This is a genomic window from Micromonospora sp. NPDC005299, from assembly GCF_042872345.1.
Classification (GTDB): domain Bacteria; phylum Actinomycetota; class Actinomycetes; order Mycobacteriales; family Micromonosporaceae; genus Micromonospora.
Window position 1 is genome coordinate 743,846 of the sequence record NZ_JBIAKG010000001.1, and the last position, 20,657, is coordinate 764,502.

23 protein-coding genes are annotated in these 20,657 nt (G+C 72.7%); 8 read left to right on the forward strand and 15 right to left on the reverse strand.

The window, feature by feature from the left end; all coding sequences use genetic code 11:
* Positions 1 to 357: 357 nt before the first annotated feature.
* Genes ACFYPD_RS03595 through ACFYPD_RS03605 form a run of 3 tightly spaced genes read right to left on the reverse strand, consistent with a single transcriptional unit; the run spans position 358 to position 2,046 of the window.
* The gene (locus tag ACFYPD_RS03595) at positions 358 to 693 is read right to left on the reverse strand and encodes a YrdB family protein (protein ID WP_387108342.1); all 336 of its coding nucleotides are present in this window, start codon (positions 691 to 693) and stop codon (positions 358 to 360) included.
* Positions 690 to 1,259, reverse strand: coding sequence for a TetR-like C-terminal domain-containing protein (locus tag ACFYPD_RS03600; protein WP_387108344.1), 570 nt, complete (start codon positions 1,257 to 1,259; stop codon positions 690 to 692). Before ACFYPD_RS03600 ends, ACFYPD_RS03595 begins: the two co-directional genes overlap by 4 nt.
* Entirely contained in the window at positions 1,252 to 2,046 is a 795-nt protein-coding gene (locus ACFYPD_RS03605) for an alpha/beta fold hydrolase (protein ID WP_387108346.1), read from the reverse strand. The genes ACFYPD_RS03600 and ACFYPD_RS03605 overlap by 8 nt, the downstream gene beginning before the upstream one ends.
* Positions 2,047 to 2,123: 77 nt before the next feature.
* Between ACFYPD_RS03605 and ACFYPD_RS03610 the strand changes: the two genes are divergently transcribed.
* Positions 2,124 to 2,528 carry a VOC family protein gene (locus ACFYPD_RS03610; protein WP_387108348.1) on the forward strand — a complete coding sequence of 135 codons (405 nt, stop codon included), beginning with the start codon at positions 2,124 to 2,126 and terminating at the stop codon, positions 2,526 to 2,528.
* 1 nt (position 2,529) lies between these two features.
* Here the strand turns inward: ACFYPD_RS03610 and ACFYPD_RS03615 are convergent, their stop codons facing one another.
* Positions 2,530 to 3,450 (reverse strand): proline dehydrogenase family protein, encoded by a 921-nt coding sequence (locus ACFYPD_RS03615; RefSeq protein ID WP_387108350.1) that lies wholly within the window; start codon positions 3,448 to 3,450, stop codon positions 2,530 to 2,532.
* A gap of 118 nt (positions 3,451 to 3,568) precedes the next feature.
* Between ACFYPD_RS03615 and ACFYPD_RS03620 the strand changes: the two genes are divergently transcribed.
* The 3 genes from ACFYPD_RS03620 to ACFYPD_RS03630 are packed head-to-tail and all read left to right on the forward strand — an operon-like array spanning position 3,569 to position 5,610.
* On the forward strand, positions 3,569 to 3,844 hold the full coding sequence (locus ACFYPD_RS03620; protein ID WP_387108352.1) for a hypothetical protein: 276 nt from the start codon (positions 3,569 to 3,571) through the stop codon (positions 3,842 to 3,844).
* A 1-nt stretch (position 3,845) separates the two neighbouring features.
* The gene (locus ACFYPD_RS03625; protein ID WP_387108354.1) at positions 3,846 to 5,012 is read left to right on the forward strand and encodes a glutathionylspermidine synthase family protein; all 1,167 of its coding nucleotides are present in this window, start codon (positions 3,846 to 3,848) and stop codon (positions 5,010 to 5,012) included.
* 19 nt (positions 5,013 to 5,031) lie between these two features.
* Positions 5,032 to 5,610 (forward strand): CGNR zinc finger domain-containing protein, encoded by a 579-nt coding sequence (locus tag ACFYPD_RS03630; RefSeq protein WP_387108356.1) that lies wholly within the window; start codon positions 5,032 to 5,034, stop codon positions 5,608 to 5,610.
* Positions 5,611 to 5,625: 15 nt separating this feature from the next.
* Here the strand turns inward: ACFYPD_RS03630 and ACFYPD_RS03635 are convergent, their stop codons facing one another.
* Together ACFYPD_RS03635 and ACFYPD_RS03640 are read right to left on the reverse strand one after the other, a co-directional pair.
* The gene (locus tag ACFYPD_RS03635) at positions 5,626 to 6,432 is read right to left on the reverse strand and encodes a sugar phosphate isomerase/epimerase family protein (protein WP_387108359.1); all 807 of its coding nucleotides are present in this window, start codon (positions 6,430 to 6,432) and stop codon (positions 5,626 to 5,628) included.
* A gap of 76 nt (positions 6,433 to 6,508) precedes the next feature.
* Positions 6,509 to 7,453 carry a Ppx/GppA phosphatase family protein gene (locus tag ACFYPD_RS03640; protein WP_387108361.1) on the reverse strand — a complete coding sequence of 315 codons (945 nt, stop codon included), beginning with the start codon at positions 7,451 to 7,453 and terminating at the stop codon, positions 6,509 to 6,511.
* Positions 7,454 to 7,527: 74 nt separating this feature from the next.
* Between ACFYPD_RS03640 and ACFYPD_RS03645 the strand changes: the two genes are divergently transcribed.
* Positions 7,528 to 8,337 (forward strand): hypothetical protein, encoded by an 810-nt coding sequence (locus ACFYPD_RS03645; protein ID WP_387108364.1) that lies wholly within the window; start codon positions 7,528 to 7,530, stop codon positions 8,335 to 8,337.
* On the opposite strand, the gene rraA is transcribed toward ACFYPD_RS03645, so the two are convergent.
* The 5 genes from rraA to ACFYPD_RS03670 are packed head-to-tail and all read right to left on the reverse strand — an operon-like array spanning position 8,334 to position 13,179.
* Positions 8,334 to 8,819, reverse strand: a complete 486-nt coding sequence (gene rraA / locus ACFYPD_RS03650; RefSeq protein WP_387108367.1) for a ribonuclease E activity regulator RraA — start codon at positions 8,817 to 8,819, stop codon at positions 8,334 to 8,336. The two genes, ACFYPD_RS03645 and rraA, sit on opposite strands and share 4 nt — an antisense overlap.
* 17 nt (positions 8,820 to 8,836) lie before the next feature.
* Positions 8,837 to 10,036: an MFS transporter gene (locus ACFYPD_RS03655; protein ID WP_387108369.1), complete on the reverse strand. Its 1,200-nt coding sequence runs from the start codon at positions 10,034 to 10,036 to the stop codon at positions 8,837 to 8,839.
* Positions 10,037 to 11,542 (reverse strand): tripartite tricarboxylate transporter permease, encoded by a 1,506-nt coding sequence (locus ACFYPD_RS03660; RefSeq protein WP_387108372.1) that lies wholly within the window; start codon positions 11,540 to 11,542, stop codon positions 10,037 to 10,039.
* Positions 11,543 to 12,166, reverse strand: a complete 624-nt coding sequence (locus tag ACFYPD_RS03665; protein WP_387108374.1) for a tripartite tricarboxylate transporter TctB family protein — start codon at positions 12,164 to 12,166, stop codon at positions 11,543 to 11,545.
* A gap of 5 nt (positions 12,167 to 12,171) precedes the next feature.
* The gene (locus ACFYPD_RS03670; RefSeq protein WP_387108376.1) at positions 12,172 to 13,179 is read right to left on the reverse strand and encodes a Bug family tripartite tricarboxylate transporter substrate binding protein; all 1,008 of its coding nucleotides are present in this window, start codon (positions 13,177 to 13,179) and stop codon (positions 12,172 to 12,174) included.
* 99 nt (positions 13,180 to 13,278) lie between these two features.
* Between ACFYPD_RS03670 and ACFYPD_RS03675 the strand changes: the two genes are divergently transcribed.
* A complete protein-coding gene (locus tag ACFYPD_RS03675; protein WP_387108379.1) occupies positions 13,279 to 14,916 on the forward strand; it encodes an ATP-binding protein in 1,638 nt (545 codons plus the stop codon).
* The gene (locus ACFYPD_RS03680; protein ID WP_387108381.1) at positions 14,913 to 15,587 is read left to right on the forward strand and encodes a response regulator; all 675 of its coding nucleotides are present in this window, start codon (positions 14,913 to 14,915) and stop codon (positions 15,585 to 15,587) included. The genes ACFYPD_RS03675 and ACFYPD_RS03680 overlap by 4 nt, the downstream gene beginning before the upstream one ends.
* A 70-nt stretch (positions 15,588 to 15,657) precedes the next feature.
* Here the strand turns inward: ACFYPD_RS03680 and ACFYPD_RS03685 are convergent, their stop codons facing one another.
* From ACFYPD_RS03685 to ACFYPD_RS03695, 3 genes are all read right to left on the reverse strand, one after another.
* Positions 15,658 to 16,197, reverse strand: coding sequence for a hypothetical protein (locus tag ACFYPD_RS03685; RefSeq protein WP_387108384.1), 540 nt, complete (start codon positions 16,195 to 16,197; stop codon positions 15,658 to 15,660).
* Between the two features lie 641 nt (positions 16,198 to 16,838).
* Positions 16,839 to 17,522: a response regulator gene (locus ACFYPD_RS03690; protein ID WP_387108386.1), complete on the reverse strand. Its 684-nt coding sequence runs from the start codon at positions 17,520 to 17,522 to the stop codon at positions 16,839 to 16,841.
* A gap of 22 nt (positions 17,523 to 17,544) precedes the next feature.
* Positions 17,545 to 18,837, reverse strand: coding sequence for a sensor histidine kinase (locus ACFYPD_RS03695; RefSeq protein WP_387108388.1), 1,293 nt, complete (start codon positions 18,835 to 18,837; stop codon positions 17,545 to 17,547).
* Between the two features lie 212 nt (positions 18,838 to 19,049).
* On the opposite strand from ACFYPD_RS03695, the gene phoU reads away from it, so the two are divergent.
* Positions 19,050 to 19,703 carry a phosphate signaling complex protein PhoU gene (phoU, locus tag ACFYPD_RS03700; protein WP_387108390.1) on the forward strand — a complete coding sequence of 218 codons (654 nt, stop codon included), beginning with the start codon at positions 19,050 to 19,052 and terminating at the stop codon, positions 19,701 to 19,703.
* Between the two features lie 58 nt (positions 19,704 to 19,761).
* On the opposite strand, the gene ACFYPD_RS03705 is transcribed toward phoU, so the two are convergent.
* Positions 19,762 to 20,529 (reverse strand): phosphoglyceromutase, encoded by a 768-nt coding sequence (locus ACFYPD_RS03705; RefSeq protein WP_387108393.1) that lies wholly within the window; start codon positions 20,527 to 20,529, stop codon positions 19,762 to 19,764.
* Positions 20,530 to 20,657: the final 128 nt, after the last annotated feature.

The following is a 20,657-nucleotide window of genomic DNA, read 5'->3' on the forward strand; positions in this document are numbered from 1 at the left end:
GGAACGACTCAGCGCGAAGACGGCCGCCGCCTCCAGCACCCCGCAGCGACCCACCCGCCTACAGCCGCGACACACGCGACGAGATCTTGGTAGGAAACGGCCCTCATAGGGGCCGGAATCGTCCAAGATCCAGGACTGCCCTTGGGGGCGGGCGGCAGGCGGCAGGGTCGGGGTGGTGAATCGTCTGCGACATCAGGTCGGCAGTCGGCCGGCGACAACTACCGAGGTCGCCCGCCGGCCCGGACCGACCCGCAACAGGTCCGGACTCGGCGTGAGTCGTCTGCGACGTCAGGTCGACAGCCGGTCGGCCAGGGCGACCGGGTAACCGTCGGGCCGGATGGGCGGCGGTTGGCCGGGCTAGATCTTCTCGCCGGAGAGGGTGAGGAGGGCCTTGTCGAGGGCCCAGAGGCCCACCAGGATCGCGCCGGGCACCGGCCGCCCGGCCAGGGCGAGCAGCACCCCGCCGGTGACGAAGCAGGCGGCCTGCACGCCCAGCTTGGCCGGTGCGGGCAGTGCCACGCTGGCCCGGGGCGAGCAGAACAGCCCCCAGACCACGGCGATCGCGAGCGGCGCGCCGAGCCCGGCAAGCAGCCGTACCGGCCAGCCGGCGTCGAGGGTGAAGCCCCACCAGCCGGCGGCCGCGAGCATGGCCAGCTCCAGCAGGAAGATGAGCGTGAGCAGGGCTGCCTTCACCGGGACCCCCAGTTGCGGTACGCGGTGTCCAGCGCGGCCACCATCTCGTCGAAGGAACGGTCGATGTCCCGGGGCAGCCCGAACCCGCCAGCCGCCTCGAGGGTGATGAACCCGTGCACGGCGGCCCGGAACATCCGGGTGGCGTCGACGGCCGCGTCGCCGCTGAGGGCGTACCCGCGCAGGATCGCGTAGATGGCGCCGACGGCCCGCTCGGCGGCGGCGAGGTGTTCGGGGTCGTCGGGGTCGGGCGCTCGCTGGGTGGCCGGGTAGCGGCCGGGGTGCCGGCGGGCGTACTCCCGGAAGGCGGTGGCGGCGGCGCGCAGCGCGTCGCCGCCGGCCCGGCCCGCGGCGGCGGTGGTCAGCTCGGTGGCGACCTCCGCGGTGGCGAGCACCGCCAGTTTCTGGTGCAGCGCGTCCGCGCCCCGGACGTGCTTGTAGAGGCTGGGCAGCGCGACGCCGAGCCGGGCGGCGAGCGCGGCCAGGGTGAGCCGGTCGTGGCCGACCTCGTCGGCGAGCACGGCCGCCTCGCGGACCACGGTCTGCGGGGTCAGGCCGGCCCTAGGCACGGGTGGTCACCGCCAGGAATTCCCGCAGGTCGGCGGCGGTGGCCTCGGGCTGGTCGGCGTGCGGGTAGTGGCCGGAGTCGGCGATCATGCGCGCCTCGGCGGTGGCGAAGTGCCGGCGGGCGGCCCGCGCCTCGGCGCCCGGGTCCGGGAAGTCCGGGTCCTTCGTGCCCATGAGCACCAGGACCGGCTGCCGCACCTGCCGGGCCCGCGCGGTCCAGTGCGGGTCGACCGGGGCCACCACGCCGCGCACCGCGGCCATCCGGCCGCGCAGCTTGGCGACCAGCTCCTTCCGGTACGCGGCGTCGTCGGCCGGCCGCCCGCACGGGAACAGGGAGCGGTGGAACATCCCGAACAGCCGTGGGCTGCGCAGCACGACCGCCTGGGCGGCGCGCAGCACCGGGTTCGGCTTCGGCGGGGTGACGAACGGGCTGACCTGCACGATGCCGTTGACCAGGGCGGGGGCGTCGGCGGCGGCGAAGACCACGGCGGCGCCGCTGGACGAGCTACCGACCAGGGTGGCCGGGCCACCGCCGAGCGCCCGGACCACGGCGAGCAGGTCGCCGCCCACCTCGGCGGGGGCATAGCTGGGCCAGCGCGGGCTGGAGTCGCCGTGCCCGCGCACGTCGACCGACGCGACCCGGTAGCCGGCCGACACCAGCCGGGGCACCAGGTGCCGGAAGCTCCCCCGGTTCTCCCCCATGCCGTGCGAGAGGACCACGAGCGGCCCCTCCCCGTGCACCTCGTAGGCGATGGTTCCGCCGTCCCGCGCCACCTGGCTAACAGTCATAGCCGTAAAGCTAATGCTATTAGCTTCAACCGTCAAGGGTTGACCTCAAGTCAGGTGGAGGTCGGAGGATCCCGCACATGCCGCTCACCGCAGACACCCACGTACGCCTGGCCCGCCCGAGCCGCGACCTGGCCGCCGCCGAGCGGTTCTGGGCCGACGGCCTGGGCCTGGACGTGCTCTACCGGGGCGCCGCCGACGGGCCCGGCGAGCACGACCTGGTGATGCTCGGCTGGCCGGGCGCGAGCTGGCACCTGGAACTGGTCGGCGGCGCGCGGTTGGCCGTCGCGCCGCGCCCCACCGCGGAGGACCTGTTCGTGCTCTACGTCGACGGGCGGGTCGACGACGAACTGGCCGGCCGACTGGAACGGGCCGGCGGGACCAGGGTCTCCGCCGGCCCGTACTGGGACCTGTGGGGGACGACGTTCGCCGATCCGGACGGCTACCGGCTGGTGCTCTGCACCCGGACCTGGTCGAACGCCTGACTCACTTCTTCGACATCAGCGCGCGGCCGAAGAACACCATGTTGGCCGGGCGCTCGGCCAGCCGGCGCATGAGGTAGCCGTACCACTGGTCGCCGTAGGGGACGTAGGTGCGCACGGTGTAGCCGTCGCCGACGAGACGCTTCTGCTCCTCGGGGCGGATGCCGAAGAGCATCTGGAACTCGAACCGCTCCGGGTCGCGGTCGAACCAGCGGGCCCGGTCCTCGCCGATGGCGATCAGGCGCGGGTCGTGGGTGGCCAGCATCGGGTAGCCGTCGCCGGACATCAGCACGTTCATGCAGCGCACGTACGACTTGTCGACCTCGCGGGCGGACTGGTACGCCACCGACTCGGGCTCCTTGTACGCGCCCTTGCAGAGCCGCACCCGGGACCCGGCGCCGGACAGCTCGCGGCAGTCCGACTCGGTCCGCCGCAGGTACGCCTGGAGCACCGCCCCGGTCGACGGGTAGTCCTTGCGCAGCTTGGCCAGGATGTCCAGGGTCGAGTCGGTGGTGGTGTGGTCCTCCATGTCCAGGGTGACCGTGGTGCCCGCCGCGTCGGCCGCCGCGCAGATCGCCCGCGCGTTGTCGTACGCGAGCTGCTCGTCGAACATCTGCCCGAGCGCGGACAGCTTCACGCTGACCTCGGCGGCCGGGGTGAGCCCGGCGGCGCCCAGCAGGCGCAGCAGCTTGAGGTATTCGTCCCGGGTGGCGTTCGCCTGCTCCGGGGTGACGGTGTCCTCACCGAGGAAATCGAGGGTGACCGCTTGGCCGTCGGCGACGAGGGCGCGGGTCGCGCGCAGCGCGTCGTCGGTGCCGGCGCCGGCGACGAACCGGCGGACGACGTCCCGGGTGAACGGGGCCGTCGCGACGAGCCGCTCGACCTGGGATGACCGGGAGGCGGCGAGGATGACGGAACGGAGCATGAGCCGAGCGTAACGCCCGGCGGTGGGCCCGCGCCGGGGGGCGGCGGGCAACGTCACGCAGCGTTCCGGCGGGTACCGCGGGTCGGCCCCGCTGGCGGGGATCCGCTACAACGATCACGTGGAACGACGCCCCCGACGCCGGCTCCGGTCGGCCACCGTGCAGCTCGGCGCCCTGACCGCTCTGGCCCTCGCCCTGTCCGGCTGCAACAACGGTTACGACGACGACGATGACGACTGCGCGCTGGGTCCGGCGGGCGGGGGCGGCGACATGGTCGCCCTGGCCCTGCGGGTTCCCGCGCCGGCCACCGCCGCCCGGGACAGCGCGGCGCCGGTCGCCGCGGCGCTGCCCGAGCGCGGCGGCTTCGGCACCCACCTCGCCTCCTGCGGGGGCTGACGTGCGGCGCGAGGCCAGCACGCCGCGCCCGGACTGGGACGCCACCGTCCGGGCGCAGGGTCTGGTGTACGTCGACACCGAGCTGCCCGACGGCGGGATCATGTCGTACTGGGACGAGACCGCCGCGTACGTCTTCGAGCTGGATGAGGTGCTCCGGCTGGAGGAGGCCACCGAGGAACTGCACCGGATGTCGGTGGCCGCCGCCGAGCACGTGGTGGCCCGCAACCGGTACGCCGAGTTCGGCATCCCGGACTGGGCCGCCGAGGCGGTCGCCCGGTCGCTGCGGGAGGCCCCGCCGACCCTCTACGGCCGCTTCGACCTCTGGTACGACGGCAGCTGGCCGCCGAAGCTGCTGGAGTACAACGCCGACACCCCGACCGCGCTGGTCGAGGCGAGCATCGTGCAGTGGTACTGGCTGGAGCACACCCGGCCGGACGCGGACCAGTGGAACAGCCTGCACGAGCGGCTGGTCGGCGCCTGGGCCAAGATCGGCGCCGGCCTGCACGACCCGCGGGTGCACGTGGTCTGGTCCGCGGAGGAGGAGTCGGGCGAGGACCAGATCACCGCCGGCTACCTGGCCGAGACCGCCCGCCAGGCGGGGCTGGACGTCACGCTCCTGCCGATCCAGCGGGTCGGCTGGGACGGGCGGCGCTTCGTCGACGCCGACGACCGGCCGGTCACCACCTGCTTCAAGCTCTACCCGTGGGAGTGGATGCTGGCCGAGCCGTACGGGCCGCCGGCGCTGGAGCCGGGCACCCCGACCACCTGGATCGAGCCGGCCTGGAAGCTGCTGCTGTCGAACAAGGCGCTGCTGGCGGTGCTCTGGGAGCTCTACCCGGGCCACGAGTACCTGCTCCCCGCGTACCTCGACTCCCCGCGCGGCATGGCCGAGTACGTGGCCAAGCCGCTGCTCGGCCGGGAGGGCGGCTCGGTACGCATCGTCACCGGCGGCACCGAGATCACCAATCCGGGGATCTACGGCGACGAGGGCTTCTGCTATCAGGAGTTCCGGGCGTTGCCCGAGTTCGCGGGCAGCCGGATGGTGCTGGGCAGCTGGGTCGTGGACGGTGAGTCGGCTGGCGCGGGCCTCCGGGAGAGCGAGAGCCTCATCACGGACGGTTACGCGCGGTTCCTGCCCCACTACATCGACGCGCCGCGTACCCCGTGAGTCGTCTACCGTTGGTGTCGTGAACTTCGACGCGTACGCCCGGACCGGTGTTGATCTCGTCAACGCCCGCCTGGACGACCTCGACGACCTGCGGGCCATCTTCCCGGACGACAACGCGTGGATGCGCGACGAGGTCGCCGATCGGGATCTGGCGATCTTCCGGCGGGCGCAGAAGCGCCTGCGCGACGTCTTCGAATACGGCACCTCGGGCCGGGACGCGGAGGCGGTGACGGAGCTGAACACGCTGCTGGAGGCGTTCCCGGTGCAGCCGCGCATCTCCGGCCACGACTCCTCCGACTGGCACATGCACGTGACCAGCCGGGGCGCCTCGGTCAGCTCCGAATACCTGGCCGGCGCGGTCTGGGGGCTGTCGGTCTGGCTCTGCGAGTACGGGAGCGCCCGGTTCGGCGTCTGCGCCGACGAGCGCTGCGGCAACGTCTACCTGGACACCTCGTCGAACTGCTGCCGGCGGTTCTGCTCGGAGCGCTGCGCCACCCGCTCGCACGTGGCCGCGCATCGGGCCCGCAAGCGGGCCGCCGTGGGCGAGCAGGTGACCGTCGTCCCGACCCAGCCCGAACCACTCACCCCGGTCAGCTGAGCCGTTCTTCCCGGGTCAGGCCTCGACCGGGGAGGGGGCCGTCAGGTTGGCCCGGGCGAACTCGAGGGACTCGCGCAGGTCCGCCTCGCGGACCGCGCGGCTCTTCGCGCCCCGGGTGGTCACCTCGACCGCGACCGAGCCGGCGAAGCCCCGGCCGGCCAGCGAACGGAGCAGCTCCGCGCAGGGCTGGCCGCCGCGCCCGGGCACCAGGTGCTCGTCACGCCCCTCGCCGGTGCCGTCGCCCAGGTGCACGTGGGCCATGGCGGACCCCATCCGGTCGGCCATGGCCAGGGCGTCGGTGTGCGAGGCCGCGCAGTGCGACAGGTCCAGCGTGTACGCGGCGTAGCCGGTGTCGGTCGGGTCCCAGCCCGGGACGTACGGGACGAACTGCCGGCCGGCCATCCGCACCGGGTACATGTTCTCCACGGCGAAGCGCAGCCCGCCGAAGCGGCCGGCGATCCGGTCGAGGCCGTCCGAGAAGGTGCGGGCGTAGTCGCGCTGCCAGGTGAACGGCGGGTGCACCACGACGGTGGGCGCCTCCAGCGTCTCGGCCAGCTCGGCGGCCTTGCGCAGCCGCTCCCACGGGTCGGGGCTCCACACCCGCTGGGTGACCAGCAGGCAGGGCGCGTGCACCGAGAGGACCGGGACGCCGTAGTGGTCGGACAGGCCGCGCAGCGCGCCCGGGTCCTGGCTGACCGGGTCGGTCCAGACCATCACCTCGACGCCGTCGTAACCGAGCGTCGAGGCCAGCTGGAACGCCGCCGCGGTCCGCTCAGGGAAGACCGAGGACGTGGACAGGAGCACCGGAACGCGGGAAGTCACGCCCCTCAGGGTAGCCGCACCCGCCAGGGCGCATCGGGACGAGCATCCGCAAACCACGTAGAACGGCAGACCGGGATCACATCGGCGCCAGCTGATCCAGCCGGCGCAGGATGACCCCCTCGCGCAGCGCCCAGGGGCAGATGTCCAGGGAGTCCACGTCGAGCCGGCGCATCACCGCCTCGGCCACCACCGCCCCGGCGAGGAGCTGGTGGGCCCGCTGCGCGCTGACCCCCTCCAGCTCGGGCAGCTGGGCCGGCGGGATGTGCCGGATGAATCCGAGCACCTGCCGCAGCCCGGTGCGGGTCAGGCTGCGCCGCGCCCAGAGCCCGGCCGCGGAGGGCGCCGCACCGGCCAGCCGGGCCAGCGTCCGGAACGTCTTCGACGTGGCCACCGGACGTTCCCAGCCGACCTCGGTGAGCTGCTCGACCACCGGATCGAGCTGGGCGTCGACGTACTCCCGCAGCTCCTCGACGGCCTCGGCGGACGGGGGAACGATGCCGGAGGGGTCGACCTCGAGCCGCTCCCGGCTCAGCCGCCCCGCGCCCAGCGGCAGCGACACCGCCACGTCCGGGCCCTCGTCGATGCCGGCCGCCAGCTCCAGCGAGCCGCCGCCGATGTCCATCACGAGCAGCCGGCCGGCGGACCACCCGAACCAGCGCCGCACCGCCAGGAAGGTCATCCGCGCCTCGTCCGCACCGGAGAGCACCTCCAGGCGTACGCCCGACTCGTCCCGGACCCGGGCCAGCACCTCGCCCGCGTTGGTGGCGTCGCGGACCGCGCTGGTGGCGAAGGCCAGCAGGTCGTCGGCCTCCAGCCCGTCCGCCGCCGCCCGGGCCATGCTGACGGCCTTGACCAGCCCGTCCGCGCCCACGTCGGTCAGCGCGCCGTCCGGGCCGATCTGCTCGGCCAGCCGGAGCACCACCTTCTCGGAGTGCGCCGGCCACGGATGGGCGCCGTGATGGGCGTCGACCACCAGCAGGTGCACCGTGTTGGAACCGACGTCGAGGACACCCAGTCGCATGGTGACGACCCTAGGGCCAACACGTTTCGTCGGCTCGCCAGCCGGGCGGGGTCACCCCGCGTACGCTGGTCCGGGTGACAGGGCAGATCGAGCTTCACGTGCTGGTGGACGACCCCGACGACCCGCGCAGCCGGGAGGTCGGGCTGGACTTCCCCCGGGAGTGGATCGAGTTCATCGACCCGGCCGACGCCAAGCACGTGGTGCGGGCCGACCTGACCTGGCTGCTATCCCGGTGGACGTGCATCTTCGGCCAGGGCTGCCACGGCATCGTCGCGGGCCGCGCCGCGGACGGCTGCTGCTCGCACGGCGCGTTCTTCACCGACGGCGACGACGAGAAGCGGGTCCGGGCGGCGGTCAAGCGGCTCACGCCGGAGACCTGGCAGCACTTCCGCCGGGGCTTCAAGAACTGGACCGAGAACGACACGATCGACGGGAAGAACCCGGCCCGGCGGACGGCCACCCGCGCCGTCGACGCGCCCTGCGTCTTCCTCAACGACGTCGACTTCCCCGGCGGGGGCGGCTGCGCCCTGCACGCCCAGGCGCTGCGCGACGGGGTGCACCCGCTGGAATACAAGCCGGACGTCTGCTGGCAGCTGCCGATCCGCCGCGACCAGGACTGGCACAAGCGGCCGGACAACACCAAGGTGCTGATCTCCACGCTCGCCGAGTTCGACCGGCGCGGCTGGGGCGCGGGCGGTCACGACCTGGACTGGTGGTGCACCTCCTCCACCGACGCGCACGTCGGCGCCGAGCCGATGTACATCTCCTACGGCCCCGAGCTGACCGCGCTGATCGGCGCCCCCGCGTACGCGAAGCTGGCCGAGCTGTGCGCGGCCCGGCTCCGCCAGGGCCAGATCGCCCCGCACCCGGCCAGCGAGGGCTAGTCCCGCCCGGCGACCGGCAGCACGACCACGCCGTCGTCGTCGCTGTGCACCTCCGCACCCGGCGGGAAGACGCAGTTGCCGAACGACACCGGCACGTCCCGCTCGCCCGCGCCGGTCTTGGCGCTCTTGCGCGGGTTCGTGCCGAACGCCTTGATGCCGATCGGCAGGGCATTCAGGGCGACGACGTCGCGGACCGCGCCGTTGATCACGACGCCGGCCCAGCCGTTCTCCGCCGCCGTGCCGGCGATGAGGTCACCCATCAGGGCGGTGTGCAGCGAGCCGGCGCCGTCCACCACCAGCACCCGGCCCTCCCCCGGCTCCGAGACGATCGACTTGAGCAGGGCGTTGTCCTCGAAGCAGCGCACCGTGACGGCCGGCCCGCCGAAGGCGCGCACCGCGCCGAACTGGCGCAGCTGCGTGTCGCACGAGCCGAGGGCCTCGCCGTACCGGTCGTAGAGGTCGGCGGTGCTGGGCGTCTCCATGGGCATCCTTCTTTCCTTCAGGGATGGGGATCGGTGGGCGGTGCGCGGTGCAGGCCGGCGGCGACCACGGCCGCCGCGCCGAGGCCGGCGGCGGTGCAGGCAAGGACGCCGGCCGCGCCGGCTCCCGCGGCGAGCACCCCGGCGGCGCTGGGGATGAGCACCTGGCCCAGCCGGTTGCCGGTGAGCCGCAGCGACATGGCCCGGCCCCGCAGCCCGGGCGGCGCCACCTCGGCCAGGAACGACATGGTGAGCGGCTGGCCCGCACCGAGTCCGAGCCCGGCGACGGTCACCACCAGGACCAGCACCGGGAACGGCAGCGGCGGCAGCAGCAGGCCGAGTCCGACGGCGGAGAGCGCCACGGTGCCGACCAGCACGACCCGCCGTCCGAGGGCCGCCACCAGGCGGCCGAGCAGCAGCCGGGACGCCATCGAGGCGACCGCCCGCACCCCGAGCAGGATGCCGATCGCACCGGCGGCGATGCCGCGTTCCGTCCCGAGGGCGGGCAGGTAGACCAGGCTGATGTCGACCGCCGCCAGGACGACGCAGCTGACCGTGAGGGCGCGGACCAGGCCGGGCTGACGCAGCAGGTCCCGCAGACCACCCGCGCCGGGACCGTCGGCGGCCCGCCGGTGATGTCCGGACGGGCGCAGGAACAGCGCGACGACCAGCAGCGGCAGCGCCACCACCGTGGCGCCGAGGAAGATGGCCCGGGTGTCGGGAATCGGGCGGTCCCCGCCGAAGAGCACGATCAGGCCGGGGCCGAGCGCCTGCCCCAGCGAGGCGGCGAAGGTGTAGTAGCCGAACGCGGCGTCGTACCGGTGGGCCGGCGTGCGGTTGGCGACCAGCGCCTGCTGGGCGACCACCGCGCAGAGGTGTGCGGTGCCGAGCGCCATGCTGGCCACGACCAGGCCGACCACCGAGCCGGCGAGCAGCACGAAGCCGAGGCCGGCGGCGACCAGCAGGGCCGACCCGGCGAGCGCGACGCGGCGCTCGCCGAGCCGGTCCACGGCGTGCCCGGAGGGCACGGCCAGCACCAGGGGTACGACGGCGAAGCTGGCCCCGAGCACGCCCAGCCAGGCCCCCGGCACGTCCAGCTCCAACGCCCGGTACGCGGACGCCGGCCGGAGCATGAAGGTCACCGCCTGCACGGCGACGGTGTGCGTGAGCAGCAGACCGGTCTGGGCGCGCCCGGGGACCCCGGCATCCCCGGGCGCCACTCAGTCGGCCTTCACGGCGAGCACGCGCAGCGGACGGACCACGAACCGGCCGATCAGCGGCCAGAGGAGCACCACGGCGATGGTGGCGTAGATCAGCCAGGACACCCAGCCGCCGATCAGCCCGTGCAGCTCACCGCCGGAGAGCTGCAACGCGCGCCGGCCCTGCAGCTCGGCACGCGGGCCGAGGATGATGCCGACGATCAGCGGCAGGATCGGCAGCCCGAAGCGACGCATGCCGAAGCCGAGCAGGCCGAGGGCGAGCAGCAGATACAGGTCGAACGGCTGCGCGTTGACCGCGTACGCGCCCATCGAGGCGAAGAAAAGGATCCCGGCGTAGAGGTAGGGGCGCGGAATCCGCAGCAGCCGCGCCCAGGCCGGGGCGAGCGGCAGGTTGAGCACCAGCAGCAGCAGGTTGCCGACGAAGAGGCTGGCGATCAGCGTCCAGACCAGGCTGGACTCCCGCGTGAAGAGCAGCGGGCCGGGCTGGATGCCGTACCCCTCGAAGGCGGCCAGCATCACCGCGGCGGTGGCGTTGGTCGGCAGGCCGATCGCCAGCATCGGCACCAGGGTGCCGGCGGCCGAGGCGTTGTTCGCGGCCTCCGGCCCGGCGACGCCCTCGATCGCCCCCCGACCGAACTCCTCCGGGTGCTTCGACAGCTTCTTCTCCGTGACGTACGACAGGAAGGTGGGGATCTCCGCCCCGCCCGCCGGCACCGCGCCGAACGGGAACCCGAACGCGGTTCCGCGCAGCCACGGCTTCCAGGACCGCTTCCAGTCCTGCTTCCCCATCCACGGCTGGCCCACCGGGATCACCTCGCCGGACTTGCGGCGCAGGTGCGCGGCGATCCAGAGCGCCTCGCCCACGGCGAAGATGCCGACCGCCACCACGACCACGTCGATGCCGTCGGCGAGCTGCGGCAGCCCGAAGGTGAGCCGCTGCTGGCCGGACTGGTCGATGCCGATCACACCGATCACCAGGCCGAGCAGCAGCGAGGCGAAGCCGCGTACCCGGGACGCGCCGAGCACCGCGGTGACGGACACGAACGCGAGCAGCATCAGCGCGAAGTAGTCGGGTGCGCCGAGGCTGATCGCGAACTGCACCACCGGCGGGGTGACCACCACCAGCAGCACGGTGGCGATGGTGCCGGCGACGAACGAACCGATCGCGGCGGTGGCCAGCGCCTGGGAGGCCCGGCCCGCCTTCGCCATCTTGTTGCCCTCGATCGCGGTCACCACCGACGAGGACTCGCCGGGGGTGTTCAGCAGGATCGAGGTGGTCGAACCGCCGTACATGCCGCCGTAGAAAATGCCGGCGAACATGATGAAGGCCTGGGCCGGCTCCATCCCGTAGGTGACCGGCAGCAGCAGCGCCACGGTCATCGCCGGGCCGATACCGGGCAGCACGCCGACGGCGGTGCCGATGGTCACGCCGAGCAGCGCGAACAGCAGGTTCATCGGGGTCAGCACGTTGGCGAACCCGTCGAGCAGATTGGCGAGGTTGTCCATCTACAGGATCCCTTGCAGCACGCCGGCGGGCAGGTCGACGCCGAGCCCGATGGCGAAGACGTAGAACGTGATCAACGACAGCGCGACGGCGATCAGCAGGTTGCGCACGTAGTGCCGGTTGCCCAGCGCGTACGCCGAACCCCAGAAGAGGATCGTCCCGCTGATCACCCAGCCGAGCCGGTCGATGAGCACGGCGTTGACCAGGAACGCGCCGATCAACAGCAGCACGGTGCGCCAGTCGATGGGGAGCGTCAGGTCGACGTCCTCGCCGGCCTCCGGTTGGCCGGCCCCGCCGCGGGCCACGTCCACCGCGTAGATCACCGCGATGACGAGCAGCAGCACGCCGAGCAGGATCGGCACCGGCTTGGGGCCGATGGGGTCGGCCGTGTTGATCGCGCTCCCGACCCGGGTCGTCGCGTCGACGATGACCAGACCCCCGACCAGGGCGAGAAACGCGCAGACGCCGTACTGCGTCCGGTCGGGCTTCGGGGCCGGCTCCGCCACGGCGTCCGCCGCCGGATCGGTTCCGGCAGCGGCGGCCTCCGGGCCCGGCTGCGCCGGGATGTCGGGTACGGCCGGGGGCCGGGACGGCGGGTCGCCGCCCCGGTCCGGTCGCGTCGTCATGTCGCTCATGCCAACCCGAGTTGCTTGAGCACGTCGGCCACTGCCTTGTCCTGCTCGGTCAGGAAGGTGCCGAACTCGTCGCCGGTGACGAAGGCGTCGGTCCAGCCGCGCTTCTTCAGCTCGGCCTTCCACTCCTCCGACTCGTGCATCTTCGTCAGCACGTCGATCCAGACCTTCTTGTCGGCGTCGCTGATGCCGGGCGGCGCGACGATGCCCCGCCAGTTGGTGAAGACCAGGTCGATGCCGGCGGACTTCAGGGTCGGCACGTCCTTGAGCGCCTCGATCGGCGCCTCGCTGGTCACCGCGAGAACACGGATCTGGCCGGCCTCGACCTGGTCGAGGAACTCACCGAACCCGCTGGCGCCGAAGGCCACCTTGCCACCGAGGACGGCGGGCAGCAGTTCGCCGCCGCCGTCGTACGAAACGAAGTTGACCTGGCGGGGGTCGATGCCGACGGTCTTGGCGAGCTGCATGGGCAGCAGGTGGTCCGGCCCGCCGGGCGAGGAGCCGCCGCCGACCGCGAGGCCCTTCGGGTTGGCCTTCCAGGCCGCGACCAGGTCGTTGATGGTCTTGTACGGGGAGTCCTTCGGCACCACGATGGCGCCGGCCTCCTCGATCAGCTTGGCCAGCGGGGTGGTCTGGGTCAGCGTCGCCGACGACTTGGAGGTGTACGAGGCACCCACCACGCCCAGGCCCATCTGCATGGCCAGCTTGCCGTTGCCCTTCTCGTTCACGGTCCGCTGGAGGCCGACCGTGCCGCCCGCGCCGGGCAGGTTGAACACCTGCACCCCGGTGGCGATCTTGGCGTCCTCCAGCACCTTCGCGGCGGTCCGGGCGGTGGTGTCGTATCCGCCACCGGGGGTGTTCGGCACCATGATCCGCAGTCCGCCGACCGGCTTGCCGTCGCTTCCGGAGCCGGCCTCGTCCTTCCCGGCCGTGGCACCACAGGCTCCCAGGGCGAGCGCCGTCGCGGCGGCCACGCCCATGACCAGCAGGTTTCTCCTAGTTGCCATCATGTTTCTCTTCCGTTTCGAATGAGTCCGGCGGCAAGATGATGGCCTTCGGGCGGGTCGCCCGTCTGCGTTGTGTCACCAGCGGAAGTTGAGGTCTTTGTGGTCGCGGTCACGTCCCGGCGCCGTACGCTCGCCGGGCAGCTGCTGATCCTCCAACTCGCGATCATCGTCGTGGTGCTGGTGGCGGTGGCCGCCGTCTCGCTGGCCCAGTCGGCGGCCACCTTCAACCGGGTCGAGGGACGACGGGTGGCCGCCCTCGGTGAGCAGCTCGCCGGCAACGCCCTGCTCCGCGACCGGCTCAACCGGCCCGCGCCCGCCGAGTCGATCGCCCCGCTGGTGCAGAACACGCTCACCCAGTCCGGGGTCACCTCGGTCACCGTGGCGGACGCCCGGGGCCGCGTCGTCAGCTCCACCGACCCGACCCTGGTGGGCAGCCCGGTGCTGCTCGGCGACCCCCAGGTGGCGCAGGGCCGGAGCTGGTTCGGCGAGCTGGAGATCGGCGGGTCGCGGGAGCTGGTCGCGCAGGTGCCGGTGCTCGGCGCCCGGGAGGAGAACCTCGGCCGCCACCTCGGCGTCGTGGTCATCGGCGAGAAGTCGCCGACCTGGTCGGAGCGGCTGGTCGGGGCCTCGTCGTACCTCTTCACCTACCTCGGCATCGCCAGCGCCCTCGGCGTGGTCGGATCGTGGCTGCTGGCCCGCCGGATCAAGCGGCAGACCCTCGGCCTGGAGCCCCGGGAGATCGCCGGGCTGGCCGAGCACCGGGAGGCGCTGCTGCACGGCATCGCCGAGGGGGTGATCGCGCTGGACCCGCAGCACCGGGTCACCCTGGTCAACGCGGTCGGCCGACGGCTGCTCGACCTGCCCGAACACTGCCTCGGCCGCAGCCTCGCCGAGCTACGGATCAACGGCCGGCTGCGGGACGTGCTGGCCGGCGCGGGTAGCGGCCCGGAGGCCCGGGACCAGGTGGTGGTCCGGGGCGGCCGGGTGCTGGTGATGAACCGAATGACGGTCCGCAAGGACGGCCACCGGCTCGGTTCCGTCACCACGCTGCGGGACCGGACCGAGCTGGCCCGGCTGGAGCAGGAGATCGGCTCGTTCCGCAGCACCACCGAGCTGCTGCGGGCGCAGACCCACGAGTTCGCCAACCAGCTCCACACCATCTCCGGGCTGATCCAGATCGGCGAGCACGACGAGGTGGTCCGGTACGTCGACGCGCTGAGCCGGCACCGCGCCTCGCTCGACCTCACGGTGACGAGCCGGATCCACGACACGGCGGTGGCGGCGCTGCTCATGGCCAAATCGGCGGTGGCCGCCGAGCGCCGGGTGGAGTTGCGGGTCTCCGAACGGACCGGGCTGGACCGGCTGCCGCCGGAGCTGGCGGCGGACGTGGCCACCGTGCTCGGCAACCTGCTGGACAATGCGGTCGAGGCGGTGGCCGGCGACCCGTCCGACCGCCCCGCCTGGGTGGAGGCGGAGCTGCGCCAGGACGCCGCCTCGGTGGAGATCGTGGTCCGCGACTCCGGGCCCGGGGTGGCGCCGGAGCTGGCCCAGGAGGTCTTCACCCACGGCTTCACCACCAAGGCGGCCCAGGGCGGCGAGCGGGGCATCGGCCTCGCGCTCACCCGGCTCGTCTGCCACCGCCGCGGAGGCGAGGTCGCGGTGACCAACACCGACGAGGGCGCGATGTTCACGGCCCGGATGTCGGTGCTGAGCGGTGTGCCGGAGGGGGCGCGATGATCGACGTACTCGTCGTCGACGACGACTTCATGGTGGCCCGGATCCACCGCGGCTTCGTCGAACGGATCGCCGGCTTCCGGGTGGTCGGCACCGCCAGCACCGGTGCGGAGGCGGTCGCCGCGGTCGGCCGGCTCCGCCCCGACCTGGTCCTGCTCGACCTCTACCTGCCCGACATGTTCGGCCTCGACGTGGTGACCCGGATCTGGGCCGCCCGACACGACTGCGACGTGCTCGTGATCAGCGCCGCCAGGGAGGCCGAGGCGGTCCGCCGGGCGGTCCGCTACGGCGCGGTCAACTACCTGCTCAAGCCGTTCGGCTTCGACGAGCTGCGCACCCGGCTGGAGCAGTACGCCGCCCGCCGCACCGCGCTACGCGCGGCCATCGTCGCCGACCAGGCCGACGTCGATCGGGTGCTGTCCCGCAGCGGCTCACCGGCCGCCACCGCGACCCTGCCGCGGGGGCTCAGCCCGGAAACCGCCGAGCTGGTGGAACGCGCGCTGCGCGAGCACGAGGGGACACTCTCGGCCAGCGAGTGCGCCGACCGGGTCGGCATCTCCCGGGTCAGCGCCCGCCGCTACCTGGAACACTTCTCCGCCTCCGGGCGGGCCGAGGTCTCCCTGAAGTACGGTGCGGCCGGCCGCCCCGAACGCCGCTACGCCTGGCTGGCCTGACCCGTCTGCTGATACGCCGCTGGCCGGCACCCCCGTTGTTGGGGGTGCCGGCCAGCGGTTGTTGTTCGGGTCAGCTGTTCCAGTGCTGGTGGACGATGTCGGTGGCCTGCTGCTCCCACTGGGCGTAGGCGTCCGGGTAGGCCGAGACCTGCACGGTCTGCGCGGCCTCGGTCAGCGGCATGTCCTGCCAGCCGTCGACCTGCTTCAGACCCTTCAGGAACGCGAGGGTGGAGTACTCGGGGTTGGTGATCTGCTCCGGCGTGCCCCAACCCGAGGTCGGGCGCTGCTGGAACAAGCCCAGCGAATCGTGATCGTTCTTGTCGCCGAGGTGCCCGAGGTTCTCCAGCTTCGACTCCTGCAGGCTCGTCGCGATCGAGATGACCGCCGCCCGCTCCGGCAGGCCGGCCTTCTTCGTCGCCGCGATGATCGCCTTGGCGTTCGCCGTCTGCTCGTCGTTCAGGTCAATCTTCGACTGGGCGCCCTGCACACTCACGGCGACCGGCTTGGTGTCCACCGGCTCAGCGTGGGCGGCCATCGGACCGGCGAAGATTCCACCGGTGAAGGCCAGACCAGCAATACCCAGCACGCTCTTACGCAGCATCTTGTTCATGGGGGTAGCTCCATTCGGGGGTTGGCGCACACGGCCGATGGGGGTCGGCGGCGCGCAAGCACCACGTCAGGCGCTCAAAGGAAAGTCTTGGGGGATCATCCAGCGCGCGGGGCGAAGGCCTCTTCGTCGCGCCGGGACCACGTACAACGACCGGCGGGCCACCGTCATTCCCGGCCGGGCAGTCCCGCCTCGGCGGGCCGTCGCGCGGGCCGGTCACCCCGTCGGGCGCGGCGTGGTCCTCCGTCGTTCACCCGGATACAACGACCCCCGCCCGCCGGCCATTCCGCCGCCACGGTGCCGCCGGTCACCCACGAAACGGACACCACGCCCAAACCGGGACGGTCGGTGGGACACCATGGGTGTATCCGGACCGCGGAGACACCCATAGCGTTCCACTCAGCGGTCGGGGCCGGCGCGAAGGCGGACATTCGGTCCCAGTCCGAGCGGGCACCGGGACTGGGCTGTGGGCAGCCGGGCTGAACGGGTGCCGGTAGCCGGGCGAAGCCCGGTGGCGTGGGCACTCCGCGTACCCCTTGGGGGTTACCGGGCGTGGCCACGGGCTACGGCCGCAGCCCGGACGGGCGGCGGCCGACTCACGCGGTGCCGGCGGCAACCACGCACTGCCGGACACCGCAGACCCGTCACGGCTCGAACTTGTAGCCCAGGCCCCGGACGGTGACGATGTAGCGCGGGGCGGACGGCTCCGGCTCGACCTTGGAGCGCAGCCGCTTGACGTGCACGTCCAGCGTCTTGGTGTCGCCCACGTAGTCGGCGCCCCAGACCCGGTCGATGAGCTGCCCGCGGGTGAGCACCCGGCCGGCGTTGCGGAGCAGCAGCTCCAGCAGCTCGAACTCCTTGAGCGGGAGCTGCACGGCACCGCCGTCGACGGTCACCACGTGCCGCTCGATGTCCATCCGGACCGGCCCGGCGGCCAGGGTCGGCGCACCCGACTCGGTCGCGTCGGCGCTCTGCCGGCGCAGCACGGCCCGGATCCGAGCGACCAACTCGCGCGGCGAGTACGGCTTGGTGACGTAGTCGTCGGCCCCGATCTCCAGGCCGACCACCTTGTCGATCTCACTGTCCCGGGCGGTGACCATGATGATCGGCACGTGGGACCGCTGCCGGAGCTGGCGGCAGACCTCCGTGCCCGACATCTCCGGCAGCATCAGGTCGAGCAGCACGATGTCGGCGCCGGTCCGGTCGAACTCGGTGAGGGCGGAGGGACCCGTCGCGGCGACGGACACCTCGAATCCCTCCTTGCGGAGCATGTAGGACAGGGCGTCGGAGAACGATTCCTCGTCCTCCACCACCAGTACGCGGCTCAACGGGGTGTTTCCTTTCCTGTCGTCAGACCTGCCGGAGCTCGGCCGGGCCGGCCTCGATCCCAGCGGAGGAGAGTGTCGCCTCCAGGTCGTCCGGGGGGCGGACGGGCAGCCGGAGGGTGAACGTCGACCCCCCACCAAGAGTGCTCGACACATCCACCCGGCCGCCATGGTTGCTGGCAATGTGTTTGACGATGGCCAGGCCCAGGCCCGTGCCCCCGGTTGACCGGGAGCGGGCCTGGTCGGCCCGGTAGAACCGCTCGAAGATCCGGTCGACCTCGTTCGGGGCGATGCCGATGCCCTGGTCGGCGACGGCGATCTCGACGTGCTCGTCGGTGGCCCGGGCGGTCACCCGGACCGTGGTGTCCTCCGCCGAGTAGTTGATGGCGTTTTCCACCAGGTTCGCCACCGCGGTGGCGAGCTGGCTGTCGCTGCCGTACGCGGTGAGCCCGCGCTGCCCGTCGACGAGGATCTCCACGTGCCGGGCGGTGGCCGCGGTGCGGGTCCGGTCGATCACCTCGGCGATCACCCAGTCCAGCGAGACGGGCTCGGGGGCGGGCTGCGGCTCGGCGCCCTGGAGCCGGGTCAACTCCAGCAACTCCTGCACCAGCCGGCCCAGCCGGGTCGACTCGTGCTGGATCCGCTCGGCGAACCGCCGGGCGGCGATCATGTCCTCGGACAGCTCGGCCGGTCCGTCGCCGGCTGGCTCGGTGGCGTCCACCAGCGCCTCGGCGAGCAGTTGGAGGGCGCCGATCGGGGTCTTCAGCTCGTGGCTCACGTTGGCCACGAAGTCGCGGCGGACGCGGGCCAGCCGGTGCGACTCGGTGACGTCGGCCGCCTCGATCGAGATGTAGCCGGCACCCAGCCCCATGGCGCGCAGGTGCACGCCGAGCGGGTTGTCCCCCGCGCTGTCGCGACCGCGGGGCAGGTCCAGCTCGATCTCGCGGCGCACGCCCGTGCGGCGGACCTGCCCGGCGAGGGTACGGATCAACGGGTGCGCGGCGATGGATCCGGGCGTGGCCCCGGTGCGGAGCAGGCCCATCGCCCGGGCGGCCGGGTTCACCAGCACCGGCATGTCGTCCGGGTCGAGCACCACCACGCCGGCGCGCAGCGCGTCGACCGTCTTGCGGCCGAGCCCGGAGAGCCCGCCCTGCTGGTCGTCGGGAATCGAGAGCCTCCCTGAACTGCGACGGGAGGTCTCGCCTCCCGGCGACGCCGACCGGCGTCGCCATTCCTGGACGGGTCCGGACAGCAGCAGGCCGGCGACCAGACCGGTCACCAGCGCCACGGCCACCGCGACCGCCACCGCCCATTCCACCCGGCGATCGTAGGGTCATTGTTAACCCGGCGATCGGGCAGAACGGGACGAACCACTCTCACTTTCGGGAATGTTCACTCGCGAGCCCCGCGTCGTTCACCCGCGTTCATCTTGACGCCGGTTCCCCGGGCCTACCGTGGGTCGCGCACCTGCTCACGCCCTACCCCGGCCATCCGGTCGGGGCGGGCGAACACCGACCCCAGGAAGTGACGATGCGCGACGAGTTCCGGGCCGACCTGCAGATTGTCAGCCAACTGCTGGTGGACATGGCCGAGGGGGTGCGGGCGGCCATGCGACAGGCCACCAGGGGCCTGCTCACCGCGGACCGCGCCGCGTCCGAGACGGTGATCGCGCGGGACGCCGAGATCGACGAGCTGTACCGGCACGTGGAGGAGCGGGTCTGCGATCTGCTGGCCCGCCAGGCGCCGGTCGCCTCCGACCTGCGCGCCATGATCACCGCCCTGCACGTGGCCGCCGACCTGGAGCGGATGGGCGACCTGGCCGACCACGTCGCCAAGACGGCGCTGCGCCGGCACCCCTCGCCGGCGGTGCCGGCCGAGCTGCGTCCGGTCTTCACCGACATGGCCGCCATCGCCGACCGGATGGCCGAGAAGATCGCCTCGGTGCTGGCGAAGCCCGACGCCGACCTCGCCGCCGAGCTGGACCGCGACGACGACACCATGGACGACCTGCACAAGAGCCTGTTCGGCGTGCTGCTCGGCGACGACTGGCCGTACGGGGTGGAGACCGCGATCGACGCGACCCTGCTGGGCCGCTTCTACGAGCGCTTCGCCGACCACGCGGTGAACGCCGGCGAGCACGTGGTCTACCTGATCACCGGCGAGACGGCACCCTCGGCGACCTGAGCGCGAGGAGGGGCCCCGTCCTGACAGACGTCCGTCAGGAAGGGGCCCCTCCGTGCAGTCAGCGACCCTGGTTGGCGACCGCGGCGGCGGCCTCCTTCGCCGCGTCCGGGTCCAGGTAGGTCCCGCCGAGGACCTGCGGGCGCAGGTTCGCGTCCAGGTCGTAGCGCAGCGGGATGCCGGTGGGGATGTTCAGCTTGGCGATCGCCTCGTCGGAGATCTCGTCGAGGTGCTTGACCAGGGCGCGCAGCGAGTTGCCGTGCGCCGCCACCAGCACGGTCCGGCCGGCCAGGATGTCCGGCACGATCGAGTCGTACCAGTAGGGCAGCATCCGGTCGACGACGTCCTTGAGGCACTCCGTACGCGGCATCAGCTCGGTCGGCAGCAGCGCGTAGCGGGGGTCGCCGACCTGCGACCACTCGTCCGCGTCGTCGATCGGCGGCGGCGGCGTGTCGTAGGACCGGCGCCAGAGCATGAACTGCTCCTCGCCGTACTCGTCGAGGGTCTGCTTCTTGTTCTTGCCCTGCAGGGCGCCGTAGTGCCGCTCGTTGAGCCGCCACGACCGGCGCACCGCGATCCAGTGCCGGTCGGCGGCGTTCAGCGCCAGCTCGGCCGTGCGGATCGCGCGGCGCAGCACGCTCGTGTGCACCACGTCGGGCAGCAGGTTGTGCTCGCGGAGCAGCTCACCGCCGCGCCGCGCCTCGGTCTCGCCCTTGGCGGTCAGGTCGACGTCGACCCAGCCGGTGAAGAGGTTCTTGGCGTTCCAGTCGCTCTCGCCGTGCCGCAGCAGGACCAGCGTCCCGACGGTGGGCCCCTCGCTCGCAGTCATGCGGATCATCCTGCCGTACGTCGCCGGCGGACACGCGGGGACGGGTCGTGACGACCGCCACGTGGAAAAGCGGGTGACCGGCCTTCCGGGGCGGCACTAGGTTGTAAGGCGCTGGAGATAGGTCGGTC

What these genes read in the sequence shown, in the direction of transcription:
- ACFYPD_RS03605 (WP_387108346.1), bottom strand. Translation starts at nt 2,046, where the DNA reads ATGACTGTTAGCCAGGTGGCGCGGGACGGCGGAACCATCGCCTACGAG.
- ACFYPD_RS03610 (WP_387108348.1), top strand. Translation starts at nt 2,124, where the DNA reads ATGCCGCTCACCGCAGACACCCACGTACGCCTGGCCCGCCCGAGCCGC.
- ACFYPD_RS03615 (WP_387108350.1), bottom strand. Translation starts at nt 3,450, where the DNA reads ATGCTCCGTTCCGTCATCCTCGCCGCCTCCCGGTCATCCCAGGTCGAG.
- ACFYPD_RS03640 (WP_387108361.1), bottom strand. Translation starts at nt 7,453, where the DNA reads ATGCGACTGGGTGTCCTCGACGTCGGTTCCAACACGGTGCACCTGCTG.
- rraA (WP_387108367.1), bottom strand. Translation starts at nt 8,819, where the DNA reads ATGGAGACGCCCAGCACCGCCGACCTCTACGACCGGTACGGCGAGGCC.
- ACFYPD_RS03660 (WP_387108372.1), bottom strand. Translation starts at nt 11,542, where the DNA reads ATGGACAACCTCGCCAATCTGCTCGACGGGTTCGCCAACGTGCTGACC.
- ACFYPD_RS03665 (WP_387108374.1), bottom strand. Translation starts at nt 12,166, where the DNA reads ATGACGACGCGACCGGACCGGGGCGGCGACCCGCCGTCCCGGCCCCCG.
- ACFYPD_RS03670 (WP_387108376.1), bottom strand. Translation starts at nt 13,179, where the DNA reads ATGGCAACTAGGAGAAACCTGCTGGTCATGGGCGTGGCCGCCGCGACG.
- ACFYPD_RS03680 (WP_387108381.1), top strand. Translation starts at nt 14,913, where the DNA reads ATGATCGACGTACTCGTCGTCGACGACGACTTCATGGTGGCCCGGATC.
- ACFYPD_RS03685 (WP_387108384.1), bottom strand. Translation starts at nt 16,197, where the DNA reads ATGAACAAGATGCTGCGTAAGAGCGTGCTGGGTATTGCTGGTCTGGCC.
- phoU (WP_387108390.1), top strand. Translation starts at nt 19,050, where the DNA reads ATGCGCGACGAGTTCCGGGCCGACCTGCAGATTGTCAGCCAACTGCTG.
- ACFYPD_RS03705 (WP_387108393.1), bottom strand. Translation starts at nt 20,529, where the DNA reads ATGACTGCGAGCGAGGGGCCCACCGTCGGGACGCTGGTCCTGCTGCGG.